The sequence below is a fragment of the Butyrivibrio proteoclasticus B316 genome (assembly GCF_000145035.1).
Taxonomy (GTDB): Bacteria; Bacillota; Clostridia; order Lachnospirales; family Lachnospiraceae; genus Butyrivibrio; species Butyrivibrio proteoclasticus.
This window is the reverse complement of sequence record NC_014389.1, coordinates 316,816-342,256: the sequence shown is the minus strand read 5'-3', so window position 1 is coordinate 342,256 and position 25,441 is coordinate 316,816. Positions and strand designations below refer to the sequence as shown.

26 protein-coding genes are annotated in these 25,441 nt (G+C 39.1%); 24 read left to right on the top strand and 2 right to left on the bottom strand.

What is annotated here, in order from left to right:
* Nucleotides 1-213: a hypothetical protein gene (locus BPR_RS18285; RefSeq protein ID WP_013282993.1), complete on the top strand. Its 213-nt coding sequence runs from the start codon at nt 1-3 to the stop codon at nt 211-213.
* A 534-nt stretch (nt 214-747) separates the two neighbouring features.
* Here BPR_RS18285 and BPR_RS18280 read toward each other — a convergent pair.
* The gene (locus BPR_RS18280; protein ID WP_013282992.1) at nt 748-1,638 is read right to left on the bottom strand and encodes a DUF5688 family protein; all 891 of its coding nucleotides are present in this window, start codon (nt 1,636-1,638) and stop codon (nt 748-750) included.
* A 224-nt stretch (nt 1,639-1,862) separates the two neighbouring features.
* Between BPR_RS18280 and cas12a the strand changes: the two genes are divergently transcribed.
* The 13 genes from cas12a to BPR_RS18215 all read left to right on the top strand — a co-directional run bounded on the left by cas12a (nt 1,863) and on the right by BPR_RS18215 (nt 18,773).
* On the top strand, nt 1,863-5,588 hold the full coding sequence (gene cas12a / locus BPR_RS18275) for a type V CRISPR-associated protein Cas12a/Cpf1 (protein ID WP_013282991.1): 3,726 nt from the start codon (nt 1,863-1,865) through the stop codon (nt 5,586-5,588).
* Between the two features lie 910 nt (nt 5,589-6,498).
* Nucleotides 6,499-7,182 (top strand): hypothetical protein, encoded by a 684-nt coding sequence (locus tag BPR_RS18270; protein WP_013282990.1) that lies wholly within the window; start codon nt 6,499-6,501, stop codon nt 7,180-7,182.
* A complete protein-coding gene (locus tag BPR_RS18265) occupies nt 7,145-8,479 on the top strand; it encodes a hypothetical protein (protein ID WP_013282989.1) in 1,335 nt (444 codons plus the stop codon). The genes BPR_RS18270 and BPR_RS18265 overlap by 38 nt, the downstream gene beginning before the upstream one ends.
* A 202-nt stretch (nt 8,480-8,681) precedes the next feature.
* Complete coding sequence (locus tag BPR_RS18260) at nt 8,682-9,839, top strand: hypothetical protein (RefSeq protein WP_013282988.1); 1,158 nt, start codon at nt 8,682-8,684, stop codon at nt 9,837-9,839.
* 162 nt (nt 9,840-10,001) lie between these two features.
* Nucleotides 10,002-10,904, top strand: a complete 903-nt coding sequence (locus BPR_RS18255; protein ID WP_013282987.1) for a hypothetical protein — start codon at nt 10,002-10,004, stop codon at nt 10,902-10,904.
* The gene (locus BPR_RS18250) at nt 10,901-11,113 is read left to right on the top strand and encodes a hypothetical protein (protein WP_042258606.1); all 213 of its coding nucleotides are present in this window, start codon (nt 10,901-10,903) and stop codon (nt 11,111-11,113) included. Before BPR_RS18255 ends, BPR_RS18250 begins: the two co-directional genes overlap by 4 nt.
* A 51-nt stretch (nt 11,114-11,164) precedes the next feature.
* Nucleotides 11,165-12,118 (top strand): hypothetical protein, encoded by a 954-nt coding sequence (locus BPR_RS18245; protein ID WP_013282986.1) that lies wholly within the window; start codon nt 11,165-11,167, stop codon nt 12,116-12,118.
* 62 nt (nt 12,119-12,180) lie between these two features.
* On the top strand, nt 12,181-12,609 hold the full coding sequence (gene tnpA / locus BPR_RS18240) for an IS200/IS605 family transposase (protein ID WP_013282985.1): 429 nt from the start codon (nt 12,181-12,183) through the stop codon (nt 12,607-12,609).
* Between the two features lie 3 nt (nt 12,610-12,612).
* Entirely contained in the window at nt 12,613-13,935 is a 1,323-nt protein-coding gene (locus BPR_RS18235) for a transposase (protein WP_013282984.1), read from the top strand.
* Nucleotides 13,936-14,052: 117 nt separating this feature from the next.
* The gene (locus BPR_RS18230; RefSeq protein WP_013282983.1) at nt 14,053-15,204 is read left to right on the top strand and encodes a hypothetical protein; all 1,152 of its coding nucleotides are present in this window, start codon (nt 14,053-14,055) and stop codon (nt 15,202-15,204) included.
* The gene (locus BPR_RS18225) at nt 15,194-16,873 is read left to right on the top strand and encodes a DEAD/DEAH box helicase (RefSeq protein WP_013282982.1); all 1,680 of its coding nucleotides are present in this window, start codon (nt 15,194-15,196) and stop codon (nt 16,871-16,873) included. Before BPR_RS18230 ends, BPR_RS18225 begins: the two co-directional genes overlap by 11 nt.
* Before the next feature lie 641 nt (nt 16,874-17,514).
* Nucleotides 17,515-18,435, top strand: a complete 921-nt coding sequence (locus BPR_RS18220; protein ID WP_013282981.1) for a DUF5688 family protein — start codon at nt 17,515-17,517, stop codon at nt 18,433-18,435.
* A 17-nt stretch (nt 18,436-18,452) separates the two neighbouring features.
* Complete coding sequence (locus BPR_RS18215; protein WP_013282980.1) at nt 18,453-18,773, top strand: hypothetical protein; 321 nt, start codon at nt 18,453-18,455, stop codon at nt 18,771-18,773.
* 53 nt (nt 18,774-18,826) lie between these two features.
* Here the strand turns inward: BPR_RS18215 and BPR_RS18210 are convergent, their stop codons facing one another.
* Nucleotides 18,827-19,105 (bottom strand): hypothetical protein, encoded by a 279-nt coding sequence (locus tag BPR_RS18210; RefSeq protein ID WP_013282979.1) that lies wholly within the window; start codon nt 19,103-19,105, stop codon nt 18,827-18,829.
* A 671-nt stretch (nt 19,106-19,776) separates the two neighbouring features.
* Here BPR_RS18210 and BPR_RS18205 point away from each other — a divergent pair.
* From BPR_RS18205 to BPR_RS18160, 10 genes are all read left to right on the top strand, one after another.
* Nucleotides 19,777-20,019: a hypothetical protein gene (locus BPR_RS18205; protein WP_013282978.1), complete on the top strand. Its 243-nt coding sequence runs from the start codon at nt 19,777-19,779 to the stop codon at nt 20,017-20,019.
* A 12-nt stretch (nt 20,020-20,031) separates the two neighbouring features.
* Nucleotides 20,032-20,436: a hypothetical protein gene (locus BPR_RS18200; RefSeq protein WP_013282977.1), complete on the top strand. Its 405-nt coding sequence runs from the start codon at nt 20,032-20,034 to the stop codon at nt 20,434-20,436.
* Between the two features lie 15 nt (nt 20,437-20,451).
* Nucleotides 20,452-21,360 carry a hypothetical protein gene (locus BPR_RS18195; protein WP_013282976.1) on the top strand — a complete coding sequence of 303 codons (909 nt, stop codon included), beginning with the start codon at nt 20,452-20,454 and terminating at the stop codon, nt 21,358-21,360.
* A gap of 136 nt (nt 21,361-21,496) precedes the next feature.
* The gene (locus BPR_RS18190) at nt 21,497-21,682 is read left to right on the top strand and encodes a hypothetical protein (RefSeq protein ID WP_013282975.1); all 186 of its coding nucleotides are present in this window, start codon (nt 21,497-21,499) and stop codon (nt 21,680-21,682) included.
* Nucleotides 21,683-22,204, top strand: a complete 522-nt coding sequence (locus BPR_RS18185; RefSeq protein ID WP_042258603.1) for a metal-dependent hydrolase — start codon at nt 21,683-21,685, stop codon at nt 22,202-22,204.
* Nucleotides 22,158-22,463 (top strand): PH domain-containing protein, encoded by a 306-nt coding sequence (locus tag BPR_RS18180; RefSeq protein ID WP_013282973.1) that lies wholly within the window; start codon nt 22,158-22,160, stop codon nt 22,461-22,463. The genes BPR_RS18185 and BPR_RS18180 overlap by 47 nt, the downstream gene beginning before the upstream one ends.
* A 130-nt stretch (nt 22,464-22,593) precedes the next feature.
* Entirely contained in the window at nt 22,594-22,935 is a 342-nt protein-coding gene (locus BPR_RS18175) for a hypothetical protein (protein WP_013282972.1), read from the top strand.
* A gap of 124 nt (nt 22,936-23,059) precedes the next feature.
* On the top strand, nt 23,060-23,473 hold the full coding sequence (locus tag BPR_RS18170) for a DUF1064 domain-containing protein (protein WP_013282971.1): 414 nt from the start codon (nt 23,060-23,062) through the stop codon (nt 23,471-23,473).
* A gap of 311 nt (nt 23,474-23,784) precedes the next feature.
* On the top strand, nt 23,785-24,927 hold the full coding sequence (locus BPR_RS18165; RefSeq protein WP_013282969.1) for a DUF4317 domain-containing protein: 1,143 nt from the start codon (nt 23,785-23,787) through the stop codon (nt 24,925-24,927).
* Between the two features lie 15 nt (nt 24,928-24,942).
* Nucleotides 24,943-25,416 carry a hypothetical protein gene (locus BPR_RS18160; RefSeq protein ID WP_013282968.1) on the top strand — a complete coding sequence of 158 codons (474 nt, stop codon included), beginning with the start codon at nt 24,943-24,945 and terminating at the stop codon, nt 25,414-25,416.
* Nucleotides 25,417-25,441 lie beyond the last annotated feature (25 nt).

The following is a 25,441-nucleotide window of genomic DNA, read 5'->3' as shown; positions in this document are numbered from 1 at the left end:
ATGAAAAGACTATGGAAACAAGGTGACAGATTTAAGATCGATACTGATATTGATGGCGTTCGCGCTTGCACGCAGGGGACCGTTGAAGCGGATCAAAAGAAGGGTGATAAGAAGCTTCTTTGTACTCTTGATTATGTTGACGGCGAAGGAAATGTTGGCGTTCGCGTCAAAATTAAAGATATGTATCCTGTTGCCACTGATGCAGCGGTTTAAAACTGAATAAGATGTATATTTACATGAACTACCAAGACCGATGTAATCGGAAATGGTTTCTACAATACCTTGCGGTATAGTAAGGCACGTTCACGGCGCCGCTACTCCGTTGGGGCGGAATCCCTTCGGCATACTTTAAGTGTTATATATGCGCTTGTGGCGCCTGGGAACTAAACACCTTGTATATTTTACGCACCACAGGTTCTTGGTTTGTTAGATTCGTGGTGCAACCTCATATATACAGTTTTCAAGGTTCCGATTGACTTATTCTATCACGAACAACTGTTCACGTAAAGGCGATTCATCCCACAACCGATTTCATCGGAAGAGGTTTTCTCGCTAAATTTTATAATGCTCTCAACATTGTTGGGAGCATTTTTGTTAGAAAAATAAAAATCATGCAAACCTTCTTTATTTCTGCAATTATGCCCTGTGCAATAAAAATGTTAATAAAATTTTAGTTGCAAGCATAAATATATGTATATCCGGCAGCAGAAATATCTGCTGCCCTTTAATATTTTTCTCGCCTAATTATCATGCATCTTTGATATTTTTAAAATATTCGTCTGCAAATTCCAGAACTTTTCGGTTAGGATCATAATGATATGCGTTATCAGATAAAAGATCTTCTTTTGGTACGCACTCTTTGTTGACGAGGCTTACCATTTCCTTTAGAGCGCCAGGAACATCTTCAGATGCCCCGCCCAGCTGGTAAAACGCGTCTGGGACCATGATGCATTCGTGTATTGAAGAAGGCAGTATATAGAAGCCGCCAATTTGTTTTCCAACAAACTCCTGAAATTCGGGATATAAAATAGCTGCTGCGCCGTTTTCGTCATCCGGTCTAAAAACTATATACATGGGAACGTTGATGAATGAGGATGTGAGTGGTTTGGGGATAACGTCACTGACATGGCATATCCCGTAAGGCATATTCTTTTCACTGCTTGCCATTGCATCATTAAATAGCGTTTCTATATCTACTCCCCAAGCTTCTAAAAGTGCATTCGAAACTGAGGCAACTGCATAATCGCTTAATTTTAATTTGAATATCACTTCAAAGTCGAGGACTTTCCTATGCGGCATGGAGCTTAGAAACTCCTCATTATCGGTTGCAGAAACGATCTCTATGTATAGCTTATCTTTGACTGTGTTATAGTCATCAATATTTTCAGCGAGCTTTTTAAGGTCGTCTCCTCTTGTGGACTGACGGGATAAAAAATCTTTGATGTCTGATATCAGCTCTTTAAGATCTGTATATTTATCGAGCGGAATCTCATCCATATATAACGTTGGCGCGGTCATTTCTTCGTTTTGCCTTATAGTGATACCTTCTTTGGTCTTATGATTTTTATGTTTTGTTACAAGACGGACTTCATACCCCTCTTCAGACAGTGCTTTAACAATATCTTCTTTAGTTATCATGTAATACCTGTTCCTCCCTGGATTTATATGAATATTATAGAACACACGTTCGATAAATGCAAGAGAAATATGCAATTATATACATATTTGTACATATTTGTTGCCCTAAATATTGCCCTTAATAGATGATAAAGAGTGTAACTATGTGCGTAAGTGCGATATAATTAACTAAGTATGTAAGAGTATTGTGCAACAGACAAATGAAGATAAAGGGGGATAATGCTATGCTTTTATATGAAAACTACACCAAAAGAAATCAGATCACAAAATCGCTTCGCCTTGAGCTTAGACCCCAGGGGAAAACACTGCGGAATATCAAAGAGCTCAATCTTCTTGAGCAGGATAAGGCAATTTACGCGCTTTTAGAAAGACTTAAGCCTGTGATCGATGAAGGCATAAAAGACATTGCAAGAGATACTCTTAAAAACTGCGAACTTTCATTTGAAAAGCTATATGAGCACTTTCTTTCCGGAGACAAGAAAGCTTACGCCAAGGAAAGCGAAAGACTTAAAAAGGAGATTGTTAAAACCCTTATAAAGAACCTTCCTGAGGGAATTGGGAAAATTTCGGAGATAAATTCTGCCAAATACTTAAATGGCGTACTGTATGATTTCATAGACAAGACTCATAAAGATAGCGAAGAAAAACAGAATATCCTATCCGACATACTTGAAACCAAGGGTTATCTTGCCCTGTTTTCCAAATTTCTTACAAGCAGGATCACGACCCTTGAACAGTCAATGCCCAAAAGAGTCATTGAAAACTTTGAGATATATGCTGCAAATATTCCCAAGATGCAGGATGCCCTGGAAAGAGGCGCGGTATCATTTGCGATTGAATACGAAAGCATCTGTTCTGTCGACTACTACAATCAAATCCTTTCTCAGGAAGATATCGATTCTTATAACAGGCTGATATCCGGAATAATGGATGAAGATGGCGCCAAGGAAAAAGGCATAAATCAGACTATCTCTGAAAAGAATATCAAAATAAAATCAGAACACTTAGAGGAAAAGCCTTTTCGCATTCTTAAGCAGCTCCATAAGCAGATCCTTGAAGAGCGCGAGAAAGCTTTTACCATAGACCATATAGATTCCGACGAGGAGGTTGTTCAGGTAACAAAAGAAGCTTTTGAACAGACAAAGGAGCAATGGGAAAATATCAAAAAGATAAATGGATTTTATGCCAAAGATCCAGGAGACATTACTCTGTTTATTGTCGTAGGCCCCAATCAGACGCATGTTCTTTCCCAGCTTATTTATGGAGAACATGACAGGATAAGACTATTGCTTGAAGAATACGAAAAGAATACTCTTGAGGTTCTTCCCAGAAGGACCAAGAGCGAAAAGGCAAGGTACGATAAATTTGTAAATGCTGTGCCAAAAAAGGTTGCAAAAGAGTCTCATACGTTTGATGGTCTGCAGAAAATGACAGGTGATGACAGACTGTTTATTCTCTACCGGGATGAGCTTGCAAGGAATTATATGCGCATAAAAGAGGCATACGGTACTTTTGAAAGAGATATCCTAAAAAGTAGAAGGGGGATAAAGGGTAATCGCGACGTCCAGGAATCCCTGGTATCTTTTTATGATGAACTGACTAAATTCAGAAGTGCGCTGCGCATCATAAATAGCGGGAATGATGAAAAGGCGGATCCAATATTCTATAACACGTTTGACGGGATCTTTGAAAAAGCAAACCGAACATACAAAGCAGAGAATCTGTGCCGAAACTACGTGACAAAATCTCCTGCAGATGACGCCAGGATCATGGCATCATGCCTTGGCACTCCCGCCAGGCTTCGTACTCACTGGTGGAACGGAGAAGAGAATTTTGCGATCAACGATGTTGCAATGATAAGGCGCGGGGATGAATACTACTATTTTGTTCTTACCCCAGATGTAAAACCCGTAGATCTTAAAACAAAAGATGAAACAGATGCTCAGATATTTGTCCAGAGAAAGGGTGCGAAAAGCTTCCTTGGGCTTCCTAAGGCTTTGTTCAAGTGTATCCTGGAACCATATTTTGAGTCGCCGGAGCATAAGAATGATAAGAACTGTGTTATAGAAGAATATGTGTCAAAGCCGCTTACTATCGACAGGAGAGCATATGATATCTTTAAAAACGGGACATTTAAAAAGACAAATATAGGAATAGATGGTCTGACTGAAGAGAAATTTAAGGATGACTGCAGGTATCTTATTGATGTCTATAAAGAGTTCATAGCAGTGTATACCAGATATTCGTGCTTTAATATGTCAGGACTCAAGAGAGCTGATGAATATAATGATATCGGTGAATTCTTCTCGGATGTAGATACAAGGCTCTGCACAATGGAGTGGATCCCGGTATCCTTTGAACGTATCAATGATATGGTGGATAAAAAAGAGGGCCTATTATTCCTTGTTCGTTCGATGTTTCTTTATAACAGACCTAGAAAACCATACGAGAGGACATTTATCCAGCTGTTTTCGGATTCTAACATGGAGCATACATCAATGCTCCTAAATTCAAGGGCCATGATTCAGTACAGGGCTGCATCCCTTCCAAGAAGGGTAACGCACAAAAAAGGAAGTATACTGGTTGCCCTAAGGGACAGTAATGGTGAACATATCCCTATGCATATAAGGGAAGCCATATATAAGATGAAGAATAACTTTGATATTAGCAGTGAAGATTTTATCATGGCGAAAGCATATTTGGCAGAGCATGATGTTGCCATCAAGAAGGCAAACGAGGATATCATCAGAAATAGAAGATATACCGAAGATAAGTTTTTCTTATCCCTGTCTTATACCAAGAATGCCGACATTTCAGCAAGGACACTGGATTATATAAATGATAAGGTTGAAGAAGATACACAGGATAGCAGAATGGCGGTTATTGTGACAAGAAACCTAAAAGACCTTACCTATGTTGCCGTAGTTGATGAAAAGAACAATGTACTTGAGGAAAAAAGTTTGAATGAGATAGATGGGGTTAACTACCGGGAACTTTTAAAAGAAAGGACAAAGATCAAGTATCATGATAAAACAAGACTCTGGCAGTATGATGTATCTTCCAAGGGACTAAAGGAAGCATATGTTGAGCTTGCTGTTACTCAGATCAGTAAACTTGCCACAAAATACAATGCGGTAGTTGTTGTTGAATCCATGTCATCTACATTTAAGGATAAGTTCTCATTCCTTGATGAACAGATATTTAAGGCGTTTGAAGCAAGACTCTGTGCCCGGATGTCAGATCTGTCATTTAATACCATAAAAGAAGGTGAAGCGGGCTCGATATCAAATCCAATACAGGTCTCCAACAATAATGGAAATTCATACCAGGATGGTGTCATATATTTCCTTAATAATGCGTACACAAGGACGCTCTGTCCGGATACCGGCTTTGTTGATGTGTTTGATAAGACAAGACTAATTACAATGCAGTCTAAGCGGCAGTTCTTTGCAAAAATGAAAGATATAAGAATTGACGATGGAGAGATGCTATTTACATTCAATCTTGAAGAATATCCGACAAAAAGGCTCCTTGATAGGAAAGAGTGGACTGTTAAAATAGCGGGAGATGGAAGTTATTTTGACAAGGATAAAGGGGAATATGTTTATGTAAATGATATCGTAAGGGAGCAGATAATTCCGGCGCTCCTTGAAGATAAGGCTGTGTTTGATGGCAATATGGCCGAAAAATTCCTTGATAAGACAGCTATCTCAGGAAAGAGCGTAGAGCTTATCTATAAATGGTTTGCAAATGCGTTGTATGGAATAATCACAAAGAAAGATGGCGAAAAGATATATCGCTCTCCGATCACCGGAACTGAGATTGATGTGTCGAAAAATACGACCTACAACTTTGGAAAGAAATTCATGTTCAAGCAGGAGTATAGGGGTGATGGAGATTTTCTTGATGCATTTCTAAATTATATGCAGGCGCAAGATATTGCGGTTTGATAATGTCATAATACTACAATTGACGTTTTAGAACCTTAAAATAATACCTACTTGTTAGGTCGTCGCAGAAAGGAGATGAGATCGCAATGAGTTTTAGAACCTTAAAAAATACCTACTTGTTAGGTATTCCAGGCGACCCATTCTTGGTCGGAAGCGTTTTAGAACCTTAAAAATTACCTAGTAATTAGGTGTACGTTTCTCCTTTCAATTGTTGTTGTTTTATAACCTTAAAAAAATTACCTAGTAATTAGGTTGTGGCAAGTTGATTAGCCATTCAAGGACTGTCTTAGAACCTTAAAAAATACCTACTTGTTAGGTATTCCAGGCGACCCATTCTTGGTCGGAAGCGTTTTAGAACCTTAAAAATTACCTAGTAATTAGGTGTACGTTTCTCCTTTCAATTGTTGTTGTTTTAGAACCTTAAAAAATTACCTAGTAATTAGGTAGGTGCTTGACATCTGGCATTCTTTTTTGTGTTTTAGAACCTTTAAAATAATACCTGCTTGTTAGGTGCGATTCGTGAGGATTACCAAATGCATGGCGTTTTAGAACCATAGAAAATTACCTAGTAGTTAGGTTTCAAGATTTTAATGTATAGCTTTCTGTTCGTTTTAGAACAGTCCCGCGCAGTGGTGACTGAAGCAGGAATCCACTTCCGTCGTAGACGGTGGTGGTAGTTCAATCATAGACACTCTTGCGTATGTAAATAGGACTATCTGATAGGGTAGGGAAGTCCTGCTTGGAAAATTTAATAGAAAATTAATGATATGTTGTTAAAGTATAAAGAAAAGATTAAACAAAGCTCTGGGACTGTGTTTCGGAGCTTTTTACTATGTAATGGCCTTTATATAAGCCGTTTATAATATAGTTAGAATGTAATGCAAGCTAAACGTGCGAAACAGGAGTATAAATGCCTAAATATCACGATCACCTTGGAAACGAATTTGCCTCAAAAGAAGATATGTGCAGGTATTACGGGATTAACAGCACCACGTTTTTCAATAGACTTAAAGCCGGAATGACACTTGAAGAAGCATTGACAAGCCCTAATTTGTATTCCTGTACAGATCATAAAGGCATATTTTATAAATCGAAATCTGAAATGGTTAATACATACGGACTTAAATACAGCCTTTTTACTCATAGGCTACGCAAAGGATGGACGCTAGAGGAAACGCTTGAAATATCACCAGAAATAATCCTCTTAAGAGGAAAATGGCCTTCATTTTCATTAAACGGAGAAGACTATTATACATACAAATGCCCTACCTGTAACAATCAATTTGTTTTTACCCCAGCAGAATGCAGACAGCATTATTTGCGACATAAATATAGTGGTGAAATAAACGAGACGCTCTACACTAAAACACCAATTCGGAAGCTTGAAACCGTCACTGACCACAATAATAATGAATATTCGTCATTAAGAGCTATGGCAAAGAAATATTGTATTGCAGTGAGTACATTGAAGGCAAGGATTAGACGCGGATGGTCGCTCGAAAAGGCTCTTACAACACCGCCCGATAAAACTTGCATTCGTGCAAAGAGGACGCTAAATGCTCAAAATAAAATTCAAGGATCATCTGGGAAATGAATATGAAACGCGAGCAGAAATGGCAAGGGAATATGGACTCAAGCCCACAACATTAGAAGCCCGTCTAAAAAGGATGAATATTGAAAAAGCTCTTGTTACTCCGGTAAAAGAACATTGTAAAGGAGAATGTTTTGACCACCTTGGCAATATTTACCCCTCGGAGAATGCCATGTGCAAATATTACGGCATACATCCTGCAACGTTTAGAGATCGTATAAAAAACGGATGGCCTTTAGAAAAAGCATTAAGCCAACAGAACTATTCAGTCAAAATAAAGTGCAGGGATCATTTAGGAAATGAGTTTGAATCCAAAGAAGCTATGTGCAGGTATCATGGCGTCAACGCAGAAACATTTAGAGACCGAATAAAGCATGGATATTCATTGGAAGATGCCCTTTGCCCTAAGAAGATAGCAGATACAAATATATATATAGATCATCTTGGTAATAAGTTTAGGTCAGTTAAAGAGATGTGCAACAAATATGGTGTAGAAGTCAAAACATATCAATGGCGATTAAGACAGGGACGCAGTATAAAAGAAGCTTTATCCTCAGAAAATAATAGTTGCCAAAAGCTGCGCGACCACAAAGGAAAAGAGTTTAAAAGCCTTAATGCTTTATGTCGGTATTACAATGTAGAGCCAACGATAGTTAAAAGACAGCTAGATAAAAACATTCCTATAAAAGAGGCTATCAAACATGCAAAATGTGTGAAAGAGCATTGTTATAAAGACCATCTCGGTAACATATACCCTACTTTAAATAAAATGTGCAAAGCATACGGTATAACGGTAGGTATATATGAGTCCAGGATCAGTAGGGGTGTTTCTTTAGAAGATGCACTTACAAGACCAAAACGCTCACATAAGGTGCATGATCATAACGGATGTGAATTTGCATCCCTCCATGCTATGTGCGAACATTATGGACTAGGTCTTGAATCTTACATACGAAGAAGAAACTTGGGATGGGATTTGGAAGATGCCCTATTAACACCTGTCATACACAAAGAACATAAAAGATATAAGGATTATAAAGAAAAAGAATATAACAGTCTAAAAGACATGGCTAATGCCTATGGAATAAAAGCTAATGTACTGTCGTGTAGATTGAGGTCGAATTGGCCTTTAAAAGATGCCTTGCTGCTTCCGGATATTCGCCAGAACAAGATAGTAGTGGCGTTTAAGGTAGAAGATGAAAGATATTATTTTTACAAATGTTCATTCTGTCATGAAGAGCATATATATACCGCTACGGAAATAAATATTCATCACCACAAGCATACGCAAATGAGGTAAACAAATGTATGAGGCTCATTTGGGCAATAAATTCTTATCTAAAAAAGAAATATATGAATATTGGAATATGAACTACCATCACCAATGACATCGGAAATGGTTTCTACTCGTCCCACAACCGATGTCGGAAGGGGTTTTCTCGCTGAAATTTATAAAAGAAATAAATTATACACATTCATATTCATCTAAAAGGAAAGCATGTATGAAATGTTGTGACCACCTTGGTAATCCATTCTCTTCTCAAGCTGCAATGTGCAAATGCTATGGCATTAACCAAAGTACATTTGTAACCCGTATTAAGTGCGGCTACTCCCTTGAGTACGCTTTGACTCATCCGGCAAGTCCCAGTAATGCTGCTAGTATCCTCTGTATGGATCATTTAGGGAATGAATATGAATCATTCAAGAAAATGTGTGAAGCATATGGGCATAACGACAATACCGTTAGATGTAGATTAAGAAAAGGATGGGCTTTAGATGTCGCATTAACAACTCCGCTTTTTAAAGACATGTATATATACAAAGGGGAAAAATATAGCCTTAAGAGGCTTGCTCAAATATATGGCGTTCCATATACAAGACTCGTTCAGCGAATAAGATATGGGTTCACGCTTGAAGAAGCTTTGACTATTCAAAACGGGCACGACAGGCATTCTGTGAAAGTTGCGGCTGATGGCAAAGTTTTATACGGCAGTCTGAAACAGTTCTTAAAGGAAACAGGCATATCAACAGCATACTTCTATCGCCAAAGAAAAAAGGGAATCCCACTAGAGCAAATATTATCAGATTACAGAAGTAAGGAAAAAAGATGCGCAGAAAACAGAAAAATAAAAACCATTTGTGAAACGTATTCCATATCATACGAAACTATAAAAAAACGATTGGAGCATGGATTATCACTTGAAGAAGCGCTGGCTGCAAAAAATCCTCTTTTTAAATCATGTAAAGATCCTTTTGGCAATCATTATGATACCTTTAAAGCTATGTGCTCTGCATATGGGCAAAGTGACAATGCAGTTAGAAACCGAATAAAGGATGGTATGACGCTTTTAGAAGCACTGACTGTAAAACCGTTCCAATATATCGTTGACGATAAAGTATATAAAACAATCAAAGAAGCATCGGATACATATGGTACTTGCTATGCAACAACACGGATTAGATTAAAAGAAGGATATTCCTTGGAAGAAGCCATTCTTATCCCTAGCCATTGGAAATGGCAAAACCTAAAAGAAAAGTTTAGTTTTAATGGCGAAAAATATTATAGCTACAAATGTGACGCATGTGGAGTTCAATACATGTTTACCAAGCCAGAAATCAGAGCACACACTCTCATGCATATAAAAAACAAGGATATTTGAAAGATAACAACTAGAGAAAGTACGTGACCACTTAGGAAAAGAATACTCATCAATGCAGGAAATGGCTGAGCACTATGGTTTAAATCCACGGGCTACACGTAGACTACCGGTCCAGGGCAACCGACTACATTGCTTTTCTGTACAGACTAAGAGGGTAAGTTTATGCCTAAATGCCTTGACCATCTCGGAACAGAATACGGCTCTAAAAAAGAACGTGCCAGGGCTTATGGTCTTGGAAATACCACGGTTGATGAAAGACTATCTGCAGGATGGAGCCTTGAAGAAGCACTGACAACACCTTCAAATCATGGAAACAAAAGAAGAGTAGGGTGCAAGGATCATCGTGGAAAGTCTTATCCTTCATTCAGAGCTATGGCAAGGGCTTACGGTCTCGAAAAATCCACTTTAAAAGAGCGTCTTGATAGGGGATGGAGTCTTAAAGATGCACTCATAACGCCTCCTGACAAAACAAGGATAACTTTTGATGAAGAAAAAGCTAAGGAAAATGGGATAAGCAAATCGACATATAAAAGCAGACTACGTCGTGGCTGGGATGAAGACGCTGCCTTATCTATAAAAGTAGGCGATGCCCCTTATGAAGCATTGAAGGAAGGAGAATACTGTACGGATCATCTCGGGAAGGTATACAGAAGCTATAAAAAAAGGGCAGAGGCTTACGGTCAAAAAGTAGATGTTGTGTGGCACAGACTTGAATACGGTTGGTGTCTTGAAAAGGCGCTCACTGTAAAGGATGGAAGGAGAGTTTTCTGTACAGACCATAAGGAAAATAAATACAAGTCGATTACTGAAATGTGTGACACCTATGGCATAAAAAGAGACGTATACATAAAACGGATAGAGTCAGGATATACACAGGAAGAAGCACTGCTTATCCCTACGGGGAAGGAGTTTCTTTGTAAGCATCATGGTAAGGCATTTGAAATGGATGGAATTATGTATTATTACTGCGAATGCCCTATATGCAAAGAAGAACATGTCTTTACTGAAGCTGAAATGAGGTCACATACACTTATGCATGTTAAAAACAAGGAGGTAAGGCTGTGACTAATACCAAAGTTACTGTTCATCTTGGAAATAACTATTCTAGCGTAAAGGAAATGTGTAAATATTATGGTATTGACGCATCAAAAATGCACATCTACCCTCGCCGGGAGTATAGTTTTGAAAAAGCTTTAACTATTCCTAAAAAGAAAAGCCTGAAAAATAAGGCGATAGATAAATGTATTGCTTTTCTATACAGACTAAGAGGATGAGTTCATGCATGCAAAGATCACCTTGGAAATGAATATGAAAGCTTTGGCAAAATGGCTGCGCATTATAATCTGCGGTCAGATACTCTGCAAAACAGATTAAAGAATAATTGGCCTTTAAAAAAAGCGTTGCTAACTCCGGCTGGCTGCAAATCGCAATGTACGGATCACTTAGGGCAAGTGTATGCAAACCAAAGTGAAATGTGCAAAGCACACCATATTGCGTTCTGTACATATAAGAAAAATATTCAGAATGGCATGAGCCTAAAGGATGCTCTGACAAGCAAAAAAGATACTACTGTTTTCGATCATTTGGGTAATTCATATCCATCACAGACAGCTATGTGTATGGCATATGGAATCAATCAATGGACTTTTTTAGACCGCATAGAACGTGGGGACAGTCTTGAAGATGCATTGACAAGACCATTAAAAACATATTTCTGTACAGACCATCTTGGAAAAACATATAAATCTCGTTCTGCCATGGCAAGAGCTTATGGTATAGATCCCGACATTTTATCTGATAGATTAAATGAACAAAAGTGGTCTTTAGAAAAAGCTCTCACAACACCCGTCGGCGCTCCCAGAGAAGAATTAAAAGTAAAAGATCATCTTGGTAACGAATATCTATCCATCAAAGAAATGGCAAAAGCATATAAGATACCTCTTAAATGCCTTGAATATCGGTTAAGAAACAAAATGCCTCTTGAAGAAGCACTAATGCTGCCTGTAGACCATGGAAATGCGGGTTCAAAGCCGTGCAAGGATCATTTGGGTAACGAGTTTAAGTCAATGGTTGCCATGGCAAGATATTACGGGAAAAGCCCCAAAGCAATTAGCGCCTGCATAAAATCAGGAGGAAACCTGAAGAAACTGTTGGCAGAAGATAGAATCGCTGAATATACAGACCATTTAGGAAATATATTTGCCTCAAAAAGCGCCATGCTCAAACATTATCAAATAGCACAAGGAACATTTGATAACATTGGCGGCGCACACTCGTGACTTTAGTCATGAGTTAGCCGCCTTTTCTTGACTCTGCTAATTACGTATGGTATTATGCAGACATGGATAAATATAGCATATTTACAATAAATTCAGATGTGACGCATGGTAGAGGATATGTATACTGCTTGCAGTACCATATAGTATGGTGTACCAAGTATCGTAAGAAGGTTATTATTGGCAATATAGAGTCAGATGTTAAAGAACATCTTTACCGTACAGCCGAAGATTTAGGCATTAAAATCCTTGCTATGGAAACAATGCCTGACCATATACATATGCTTATAGAATGTAAGCCTCAATGTAGGATTTCAGATGCAATTAAAGTATTCAAAGGCAATACTGCAAGATGGCTGTTTCTTACGCATCCAGAAATCAAAACTAAGCTTTGGGGTGGACATTTATGGAATCCATCATATTTTGTAGCAACTGTAAGTGAGCGCACTAAAGAGCAGGTCACTAATTATATAAGCAGTCAGAAAGAAAAGTAACACATGAAGATATACTCCACGTATTCCGTTAAAATAAAACAATACAATCATATATTTTCTGAGACCGTAACTATATACAGGGATGCTGTCAATTTTCTTATGGATGTATGCCTAGCTGAATGGGACTTAGTTTCTGTCATAAAAGGTAATCAGGCTCAAATGATGCATGTAGAGTCGCTTTGTCATAAAACCAAAGAGAACTCTTCTCCTAAATACGATTTCGATTCCAGATTCTATAAGATGCCGTCATATATACGCAGAGCAGCAATATCTGAAGCTATAGGCAAAGTATCATCTTATAAATCTAACCTTGCTAACTGGAAGTTAAATCCTAATGGTAAGAAACCTACTCTTAATAACTGTGGGTACGTGTATCCATCCCTATATCGCATAGGAATGTATAATCTCGCAGACGATTATTCTGCACAGATTAAGATATACCATAACAATACATGGAATTGGCTATCCATTAATCTTCGTAAATCAGACATGGATTATATCTATCATAGGTGTAATGGTCGTAAGATGTGCGCTCCTACGCTTCAGAAACGGGGTAAAGAATGGTTTTTAGACTTCCCGTTTGAAGAAAAGGCTACTCTTACAGATACAAACAGCCTTGTAGTTGGCGTTGACCTTGGTTTAAATTCAGCATGTACGTGTTGCATCATGGATTCAAAAGGCACTATCTACGGCAGACGTTTCCTTAGACTGCCAAGGGAAACAGACCGTTTGAACCATGCTGTAAACCGTATAAAGAAAGCCCAGCAATATGGCAACCGTAAGATGCCGAGGCTGTGGGCTAAAGCTAAAGGTATTAACGATGATATAGCTGTTAAAACAGCTAACTTTATCATAGATACAGCCGTAATGTACAATGCTGACACCATAGTTTTTGAACACTTGGACCTTGCAGGTAAAAAGCGTGGCTCTAAGAAACAAAAGCTCCATATGTGGAAGGCAAAGTACGTGCAATCTATGGTAACAGACAAGGCTCACAGACTTAGTATGAGGATATCTCATATTTGCGCATGGGGGACATCACGACTAGCTTTCGATGGCAGTGGCAGAGTTCTTCGAGGTAAGGACGCAGATATGCCCACATACAGTTTGTGTAGATTCCAAAATGGCAAAACATACAACTGCGATCTTAATGCTTCGTATAATATAGCAGCCCGCTATTATATACGAGAAATTTTTAAATCCTGTTCGGTGACGGACAGGTTGGACATTGAGGCTAAAGTCCCTCAGTGCTCTAAGAGAAGCACCTGCACGTTAGCTGACCTTATTAGCTTAAATGCGGTCTTAGACAACATATTAGTTGCCTAAGTACTGAGTTTTAGCCGTATGGGCAGAAACGTAGTCCGATGCCCTAAAAGGCAACCACAACGTAGATTGTGGCAATAGGAAGCACGCGGCTTTAGTCGTGTGAGGCTTCACAAAAGAATGGAGAATGGATGGTCTTTGCAAGATGCGCTGATGATTAAGCCTGTTCATAAAGTATTTAAAGATCATTTTGGACGTAAATTTGAAACAGCAACGGACATGTGCAGGTATCATGGCGTTAGCTATTCTTTATACCTAAACCGGCTAAAAAGTGGCAAATCGTTAGAAGAAGCCCTAAATCCACACAATAAAGAAAAATACATAGACCATCTTGGAAATGTTTTTAACACCCAAAAAGAAATGTGTGCATTTCATGGCGTAAGCGAAAACACATATTATCAAAGACTACGTGCGGGAAAAACTATCGAAGAAGCTCTCTGCAAGGCAGCAATATATTACAAAAAAGATTCAGATGGCAAAATATTCTGCAGGACAAAAAAAGAAAAACAGACATTGAAAAGGGAATGGTTTGACCACTTGGGAAATAAATTCTCGACTTTGGATGAAATGTGTGCCTTTCATGGAGTGGAAAGACATGCCTTTACAAGGGATATTAAAAAATGCGTCAGCTTAAAAGAAGCCTTAACACCTAAAGTCTCGGTAAAAGTGCGTTGTACAGACCATCTTGGAAATGAATTTGAATCCATAACAGAAATGTGCAAACATCACGGAATAACACTATCACAATACGAGTCACGTAAAAGAAGTGATTGGCCACTAGAAAGAATTTTATCAAAGGGCGATTATGCAAGAAGAAAAACATGCACTGATCATTTAGGAAACGTATTTGAATCTGAAATCAAAATGTGCCAGCACTGGGGCGTGAGTGATAAAACATATCGCCATAGAATTATATATGACGGGTGGTCTTTAGAAAAAGCATTGACCACAAAAGACATTTATACTTGCACTGACCACCTTGGAAATGTATATAAAAGCAAAGTCGAAATGGCGGAGCATTGGGGACAGAAAAAAGGAGTTATAAAAGACCGGTTAAAACTCGGATGGGGGATAAGGGAAGCTCTCATAATTCCCAACAATACATCTAAAGTATACTCTACATCAGGCAAGAAAGTTTTATTTGAAATAGATGGTATTTCATATTATGCATTCAAATGCCCATGCTGCAATAATGAATATGCGTTCACGAAGGAAGAAATACGTTCACACTACGCAAACCATTTTGAAAAAGGAGACATGAATGAGCACTGATATTCTTGAAGCCGTAAGAAACAGAACCAAAGAAGATCTAAAAAACAAACTATCTCTTTTTAACAGATGTGCTGTCCCTCGCTGTACAGGATTTGGTAAAACTTGGCTTCTTTCTGAAATTGCCCAGGAATATGACACCGTTCTTTACCTTTATCCTGCAGAGATCATCAAAAAAACTGCCATGCATGCAATAGATGAGACATGGGAAATTGAAGATGAAGATGAATCGGAAGCTGAGGAAAAGAAAGCTATATATGATGAACTTGGATATGAACTTGATTACCACAACATCAGGTTCATGACTTATACAAAGCTTGCGCGAATGGATAAAAAGCAGATAAAAGAACTTCCTCTGTACAGCCTCATAATCATGGATGAGGCACACCGTCTTGGAGGCGAGCTTACCAAAACGAGAGCCCTTTGGCTTATGTATTATCAGAAAAATTCCCACATAATAGGAGCAACAGCAACCCCTGAAAGGATGGATGCATTCGACGTCATTGCAGAGTTCTTCAGGGGTATCTGCGTCTTCCAATACACGCTCCATGATGCTATACAGGACGGCATCATCAAAATGCCAATCTATATCTACTGTACATATGACATCGAGACGAGTTTTAAGCAGGCAGCAAGGCTTACCGGACAGGATAAGAATAACATTGTCGTTGATGAAGTCTTAAAATCCAGGCTCTTTGAAGTAAGTAACGTCCATAATATCCCCAAGATAATGAAAAAGACCACGGATAAATATGTCAGTGCAAAGTCTTACATGAAGTACATTGTCTTTTTCCCAAATATAAAGAAACTCCTTGAAAGATATACAAAGGTAGAAGAGTGGTTTAAAGAGGCATTTCCGGGCTATACGGTAAATACACTTGTAGTGACATCGGAAAACAAAACGACTCAGAATAATATAAATAATCTAAACCTAAAGCACCACAGAAAAACAATAGACCTTATTGCCTGTGTTGACATGCTCAACATGGGCTATCATGTAGAAGATCTTACAGGCATCGTTATGTACAGATGTACCACATCATCGCAGATATATATTCAGCAGTTTGGAAGGGCCCTTTCAACAGGCTCGAAGAACAGATGCGTTGTCTTTGACATAGTTGACAACCTTCACAGAAAATCCCTGTTCCATCTCGCCCCTGAAGGAAAGAGGAGAATAAAAAGAGCCCATCCAACGAAGAAAGAGAGGGCAGAAAGACTTCTTGACGAAATAAAGCATGAGCTGACAAAAAAAGAGCAGATACTTATGCGAAAGTTTATAGAGGACGAACTTGAAGCTGAGGATCAGGTTGCTTTTGATGCGCTTTGGAAGAAAGTAAACGAGATAAGTGAAGAAGACATCTATGCAGTAGACCACCTTGCAACATACAGAGAGCTTATCGCAAAAACCATAGCAGAAGTTAAGTACACAAGGTCAAAGAGAGCAGCAGAGGAATATTTCCGTATACAGACAAGCAAATGCAAAAGACAGATCCCTAATACTGTTAATGAGCTTAAAAAGATGAAGGATTTAACCCCTGCGCTTAAGATATTCCTTGACTGGCAGAAGATTGATGAGGAAGATATGCTAGAATATATTCTCGAGCCAGGAAGCGTTGATAAGATTGATGTGAAGAAAATAAAGCAAGGAATACGCGATTCAATGGCATATTAAGCTCTATTACAGTCATAAAAACTGCTTTGGCAGGGACTCTAATTGAGCCTGCCAAGAGCCTTATCGTATTCTGAAAGTTCAAACAGCTCGTCTCTTTTTACCCCTAAATAAAAGTCCCCAGTTGTAGTATCTTTTACTATTGGGCCAGAAGAAATCCAGGGGATATATTCAACAATTTCGACTTCACGTACCTGGTGAGATGCCTTGTCGACAAAATAAAAATGTTTGCCGATATCAGGAAGCTGCGCCTATCTTTCAAGCTCAGCTTCCTGTTTTGCGTGCGCAAGTTCACATTTGAATCTGGCTTCTGTCCTTTGGACTTACTTTGGGTATATCCTCTTCTACGAGGTGTCGGTTTCCATCCTCATCCTTAACAGAATAGATGGCTTTACCCTTGCCAGGTCATGGCTTAAGCAGATCTTATCTCCTTCTATTTTTTCTATATCTTCGATAGTCGGCTCTCCCATAAGTGGAAATCCGTTTTCTGTGAATATATCGTCATGCTTTCCATAAAATACCTCTTTGACTGACGTAAGGATCCTTTTTAATGTTGTAGCACGAGGTCCGTTTTATTGTACTTAATATTTGACATAATGAATTTGATGGACATTTTAATGAGAGCTAAATATAAGGAGAATAACATGGATAAAATGGTAAAAAAAGTTGAAGAACTGGCTAAAAAGTTTGCAGAAAGGCTTGCAGAAGAAGGTTATTATCCAGATATAAGACCTGGATATAAGCTCAATATGGGCCCTGAGGCACTAGCTATCACCTGCAAGAAGAATAAAGATGACCGCATTGCCCCTACTATATCTATTACAAAGGATCATGTTCTTGCAATAGAAAATGGTCGGACAACAGAGGAAGATTACTTTGTCGAAGGCATTGAAATATTCAGGAATGCATTTGAATCAGAGCAATATAAGAACTCTTCAAGCGTGGCGCGCGCGATAGAGAAATTCGAGAACAGGGACGATTTTTTAGAGGGCATTGCTGCTTTTATATATAACCACAACGTCAATAAAAACCCTGGTTTTGTTCACAAGAAGCTCAATGATGAGCTTTCTGTAATGGTAAGATATCTTGTTCCTGAAGCAGAAGGCTCTATCCCTATCACAAAAGCCCAGCTAGAGCATATTGGCGTCACTGAAAAAGAATTGTTTGAAACAGCGATTAAAAACAGCCCGGTGATCAATCCACCAAGAATCGTAAGCATGAACGACATACTTAGGCAGAAAGGGTGCTGGATGCCGGTTGACTTAAGGGGACTGGAAAAATTTTTGGTTATCAACACTGTAAACTGCGAACAGGGAGCAGTGGCCATATTGTATAATGGCGTGGCAGATGCTATTAGGGAAAGACTTGGCGAAGATTTCTTTATAATCCCAAGCAGTCTTAATGAGGTTATCGTTTTGCCAATTAGTATGCTCGAAGAGAGAAAAGTAGACGATCTGAAAGCTATGATCATGGATGTAAACAAGACTGTACTTCCTTCAACAGAATACTTGTCTGACAGGCCTTATGTTATCAGGGATGGCAGACTTGAAGAACTTGCGGGTTAAATAACAAGGAGAGAAAGATGAAGATTGAGTTTTATGACACTATTACAGAAATGAACAGCTGCAACATGGCCCTTGCAAAAGTATCAAAGGAAGATCTTAAAAAGATTTTTGAAGACGCAGGGAAAGTTCCAAAGAATGATTGCCTTGAAGAAGATGATAGTTATATCTTCGGAGAGATCCAGTTCATGTTTTCAAAAGATATGAGCTCGCTTGACGAGATCCTCGTATTCCCGGTATATGGAGATGACGAGGGCGGTGAAGTAAATGGAGATTTTATTAACGCTCCAGACAGCTTCACTTCATTTGGGAAAGAAGCAAGAGAATATCTTGTAAAGTAAGTTGAAATGATAAAAATGCCAGGTAGCTTACTATCTGGCATTTGCTATATCATTTATTCATACCAGAAGCTGTCGGTTTCTTCTGGATTGATATCACTTCTTTTGCCGGCAGGGCATGTTACTCCATTTAAGGATAACTGCACAAATTCTTCATCAAAGTCAGCAGGGATAACATCCTTTTTAACTCCGACTATTTCCCTGGTATCTGTATTTAATCTGCAGGAACTCTCAAATATGATCTTCCCATTCTGTTTTGCAATATGAACTACCACCACCAATGTTATCGGAAATGGTTTCTGCAATACCAAAGTTGTATAGCAAGGCACGTCCATGGCGCCACTACTCCGTCGGGAAATCCCTTCGGCATACTTTAAGTGTTATATATGCGCTTGTGGCGCTTGGGAACTAAACACCTTGTATATTTTACACACCACAGGCTCTTGGTTTGTTAGATTCGTGGTGCAACCTCATATATACAGTTTTCAAGGTTCCGATTGACTTATTCTATCACGAACAGCTGTTCGTGAAAAGGTGATGCATCCCACATCCGATTTCATCGGAAGGGGTTTTCTCGCACGATATTTATAAAGCGCATCTAAAAAATTCGGATAACTATTATTCATCTTATTCTCCTTGGTTTATCTTATTGTGGCTATGCTATAAATATAAGACTGTTTCCCCAACGTGTCATGTGTACCCTTATCGTTTTCTAGCGTGAAAATCTTTAAAAGAAATGTTCCATAATAGATATCAAGTTACAAAAGTTCATCATACTTTTAATGCTGGCATTAAGTATACATCTCCTGTATCCTTTAGGGATGCCGTGGGCTGAGGAGTGAAAGATATACCAGTCCATCCTTTCACACACCCCATAGATTTCCGGTTTGCAAAACTGCAAGCCGGATTTTTTTTCATGCAGAGGCAAAATTACTGTGCAGAAAAATGAAACTAAAGATCAGACATGTATACTAACAACATCAGTTAGAAAACAGGAGGAAATAAAATGAAACAGGGAAGAGTAGGTATGAATATAAAGAGATGTGATTATTGCGGGGTTTATTCAATGAAACCAGTGTCTATCACGTTCGGTTCTCGAGCAAAGAGATTGACTAATGCGGCATCTGGTAAAAACTTTGGGTTATCAGCACATTCTCCTGAAAAAACTGCTTGCCTTTGTGAAGACTGCTATAAGAAATTAGGAGAAAGCATGCTTCAAGAGCTTGACCAGGAAAAAGAAGCAGTTTAAGGAGACATTAGAATGATACAGGTAAATTATAACAATATTCAGAGTGTAACTCCTAGTGATCTGCTTGATTATCTTCACGATACGTATGATGACTGCTTTTCATGTAAGGGATCAGCACTTACTTCAAGTGATCTTGCAACCATGCAGGGAATACTTGGGTGGTGTGCTAATGTACAGGCGTATCTTAATCCACTTATATGCAAGATGGATATAGTATGTCGTTCATATCCGGTATCAAAAGCTCCGGACTGCGATTATCAACTCGCGCTCAGCAAGAAAACAATACTAACTCAGTATTATAAAAATATTGACAATATCAGCAAGACGGTGTCAAGACAATGCAGCCTTTATCAGGATCAGCTTCAGGAAATGCGTTATGAACAAAGAGCTGATAACATTGGAAGGATAGCTGGCTAAAGCAGGTAAGAAAAATTGAAAAAGAAAATATTGTGTATCTGTCTGATTTCAGCAGTGCTTTTATCCGTGTTTGGATGCGGAGACAAAGAAAGTGCTTCTGATATTCAGATGGAAAACAAAATACCGGAAGATCTCGTATCAGAATGCTGCATTTGCAATAGTATAAATGCAGATGGGACACTCCTGTTATGGGGTGATCGTTCTGATGGAGATCTTTTTGCGTCATACACAATACCTTCGCAGCCAGACGTCAGGATAGGAGATGAGGTCCTCCTTGTATATTCTGAAAGTGAACGAGCATATGCAAAATACTCGGATAACAGGGCAAGCAGAACCTTTTACATGCAAAATTGCCATATATTTATTGAAAAAATAACAAAAGAAAATATTAAGGCAGCAGTGCCCGGAACCAGAAAAAATAAATTCCTTGCACAATACGGAATTGGAGATGGCGAAGAAAAAGAAAATATAGACACCCAGGTGCAATATAGCGGAGACCTACAAAAACAAGAGCAGGAACCGCTTCAGGATATCGAATATGCCAAGAACATCGACCATAGTGTTCTTGAGGTGAGAGAACTTATTATCGATACATCAAGCGTGTCTGATACGGGGCAGATTTATGACGTTGTTTATGAAAGAAAAGGACAGGTTCTTAGCCTTATCATCAATGAAAAGCAGATAAAACTTCAATGCGATTCCAAAGTGATCATAGGGACCATTCCTTATAGTATTACCGAAGAAATGTACTTCGGAGAAGTTTCCGATATGCCGGCAATTGGAGATTATCTATTTTATCTTAATCGTGCCGACCAGATGTGTCTGGCTGAGGTGATAGGTATAGAGTATACGCCGGGAGAGCAGTGCGGTTTAAAAATCGAAGAACTCAATATCGCTGAGTACATCACTAAAGATATTGGGTAAAGTACATGTCCGTCGTGAAACAAGAGCTAAAGAGCGCTGATTTTTAGCGCTCCTATTTTGTGCAGAAAAATATTTCGTGGGTTTTATCGTGTACAATCATCTTGATAAATTGATTGGAAATACGGAGGGATAAAATATGGAAGAAGTTGTATTAAAGTTTGTTGAGTTTTTCAGCAGGGCCATTCTGGCCGTTGTCGGAATATGGGCCGGTTTTTGCGTTGCTGGAATTTGCGGAAGCGTGATTCTTACATTTGCATGTTTTATGTGTCTCCATATTTCTGCAGACCAGACTCACGGATTAGAAGTAAAAGAGGTATTATAAATGGCGAGTGGAAAGGCACATCTTGCAGCAGGAGTTGCCATGACGGGACTCCTTGCGGCAGCAGGTGGGTGCACAGGAAATGAAGCAATGGTAATGATCGAGGGGGCAGTTATTGGCTCTCTTATTCCTGATATAGACAATAAAACATCGACTATTGGCAAGCCTTTATTCATACTGCGCCCATTCCAGGGAACTTATGATCACAGGTCAAGGCTTCCGCATACATTCTTGGGATGTCTAATGTTTACCAGTATCGTTGCAGTATTATCATCTTTTGATCCCTTACTTGTCGGAGGGTTCTTATTTGGGTATATTCTGCATCTGTTTGTGGACTCATATACTAAGCAGGGTATAAGATGGTTATATCCAATAAGTAAAAAATATTACGGCGCATGTAAATGCGACATGTCTTCACCTTTTAAAAGGCTTTATAAGAGATTTGTCAAAGCATGCGACGAGATGGAGGGAGTTAAGAATGAACAGGATCGTGAACACAGAGTATGCAATGTTTGTCACGAATAAAGAATCTGGCGATGAATTTTTATGCGCAGGACCGTTTGAGACCAGTATAGCTGTTAAAAGAGCGTATGAAAAAAAACTCAAAGATGAGGATTTTAAAAAAATGATCGTTCCCGAAACAGCGCATGTCTGCACAAGAGAAATCGTTATAAGTCAGGGACTCTGGGAGCCATATGATGATCATGTCGCAAGCGATACTGAACTTATACTTGGAGTAAAAGCTTCGACTCTGCCAGGAAAAGGTGGAGGACTCTTTGAATGAAATGAACTACCAAGACCGATGTTATCGGAAGGGGTTTTCTCGCAAGTCATTTATAATGCAGTTATCTTTTTTGAATTTACCCATTATATAAGTGTTGGAATTTTAGTTTAAAAACGTTGAGGAGACACTAATGGGCAAGAACGAAATGATAACGATACCTAAGAAGGTCGTTCATCAGGCTGCTGCCGCTCTTGTATTAGCAGTAGTTACAGGAACGATCCTTTTTAATTCACATAGCCAGGGAATAAAGGCATATGATGGCGGTGCAGAACCAGTTATCAGCACAGAAGCACGCGTAGGTTTCGAGGAAGGAAAGCTTTCCAAGAGCGCAGCTGTCAAAAAGATCAACAAGAGACTTTCAGAGCTTGTTATCACAGGTGAGATTGAAAAATGGAATTATAACGAAGATACCGGAGAATATAATATTGTATTTTCAAACGGTACAAAATTTGGTTATACACTCACGCGTTAACAAACATGCCCTCAGGGATTCCGCAGGTGTGGGATCGCCAGTGAAAGCTGCAACTTTGTGGCGGGCGCCATAAAGACATCAGAAAGGCCTGTTTAAATAAAAATAAAGGGAAAGGAATTAGATTATGGCAACTCGACGATCTAATCCGTATTACCCATATAGGGGAAGAATTACAGGTAACAAGTACCGGAACGAAAAGATTGAAGTTGGCGGAGTAAAGTTCGATTCAAAGAGAGAGGCAAGGAGATACCAGGAATTACTCTTGCTGGAAAAAGCTGGAGAGATATCAGAACTTAAAACGCAGGAGAGGTTCATACTTATCCCGGCTCAGAGAGAGCCGGATACCGTTGGGAAAAGAGGCGGTATCAAAAAGGGAAGAGTTATTGAAAGAGAATGCATATACGTTGCAGATTTCGTTTACAGAGATAAAGAAGGAAATCTTGTCGTAGAAGATACAAAGGGCTTTAGGACTAAAGATTACACTATCAAAAGAAAACTCATGCTTTATGTCCATGGAATACAAATACAGGAACTCTAGGTGATTGCCGGAGGAATAAGTATGGCTCATAACATTTCCAAGATCTGCATAGGGTGCGGTCGCACTTTCAATTCAAAGAATTCCAAGCATCCGTTCTGTTCACTGGCCTGTAAGAGAAGGTACGTCTATCACAGAGGCTTTAAATGCTCTGAATGCCGGACAGCTTCCTGTACATTGAGAAATGATTATAGCAACAGCGTGCCAGACGGATGTCCAAATTTTAAATGGGATCCGATGAGCAGAAGGTAAACGAAGGTTTATGGCGGTTGGTATGACCGCCATTTATTTTGAGAAATGGAGATGGACCAAAAATGAATAAGTCAAACGTTATGGAACTTAAAAAGACCCTTAAGATAACAACAGAGTTTATGCCTAGCATTGACCGTATTTGTACATGTTTTGTAAATGGGAACAAGGAAAAACTCATATCTAATACAGAAAGCTATTCCTCACTTGGAGATGAGGAGCAGTTTAAGTACATAGATATCCTTAAGGCAGCTCTTTCAGGAACAATTGATAAAAAGCTCCTTAACCTTGAATTTGGCTCAAATGAAGCGTCTATTAAAGCAGAAGGCTTCATGACAGAAGCTTATACAGAAGTATTTAAGAGCGAAGAAAAGAGAGACGAGCTTTTCGATACTATCATCGAGAACTATATTTTTGATGAAAACTACCTTATTGTGGCAGGCCATGGCGTATATGATGTCCCAATGAAGGCTTCAGATGGAGCCATTCTTGAGGATGAGACTACAACATATGAGTTCATGCTTGTTGCTATTTGTCCTGTGCACTCAACAAAGGCAGGCCTTACTCTTGATAGCGACAGCGGACGTATGGTTTCTTCAAGACAGGTCCAGATTGTCCAGGCTCCTGTCCATGGTTTCCTTTATCCTGCATTTAATGACAGGGATACAGATCTTCACAGCATGCTGTATTTTACAAAGAAGCCAGAGGACAGCCATCCCGAGCTTATCGAAAAGCTCCTTGGCATACCCGCTCCTACATCATCTGTGGATCAGCAGCATATCTTCGAGAGCATCATTGCAGAGGTAACTGACGATAAGGCAGATTTTGAGGTAATCAAGACTCTCCACGAAAACCTTAAGGAGATGGAAGAGACCGCCCAGTATAACGGTGAGATCAAGACTCTCCATAAAGAAGAGATAAAGGAGATCTTAGTATCTGCAGGCGTTAAGGAAGAAAAGCTCGATGACTTTGAACACATCTACGAAAGAGCTGGCGGAAATGACGATACAGAGTTCAAAACGGGTAACCTTATTGAGCTTGATAAGTTTGCGGTAAAGTCATCTGATGTTGAGATCAAGATAAAGCCTGATCGCACAAATCTTGTTCAGCAAAGGAAGATCGATGGCCGTAATTGCATCGTTGTTGCTCTTGAGGGCGATGTGCGCCTTAATGGCATCCAGATAAACGCTCCTGCTTCTCAGCTATAATGGGAGGTGTGGGTTATGAATGTACAATTACACGGTAAATCAAGTAGATACATATGCTTTGCTATCGGCGCACTGCTTCTTTTATTAAGTCTTATTGGATTTTCAAGGCAGTCTTCTGTAAAAGAAGATCAGGCAAAAGTGGTAAAAATTGTCAAAATTTCAGAAAATAGAGAGACTGTAAGAAACGGCAATGATGGCGGAATAGATAAGTTGATTACTTATGACGCTGTATGCGACATAGAAACACTTGGGCTGTCCACAGAACATCCGGAACAAACAAGGATTGTTGTTAACAGAAGGTTCGAGGATAACCTCCCAAACGAGGGAGATGTTATCAAGGTAAGTAAGCATAACGGTGAATGGTCGGAGCATCAGCCTAAACACGCATTCATTGGAAATTTTCTTATGATGCTCATAGGAGGTTTTATGATATGGGGAGGCGTTGTTGGTAAAATAGAGGATAAAAATAAAGAAATTTCCAATATTTAAACAAGGCCCTGATGAGATAAGCTCG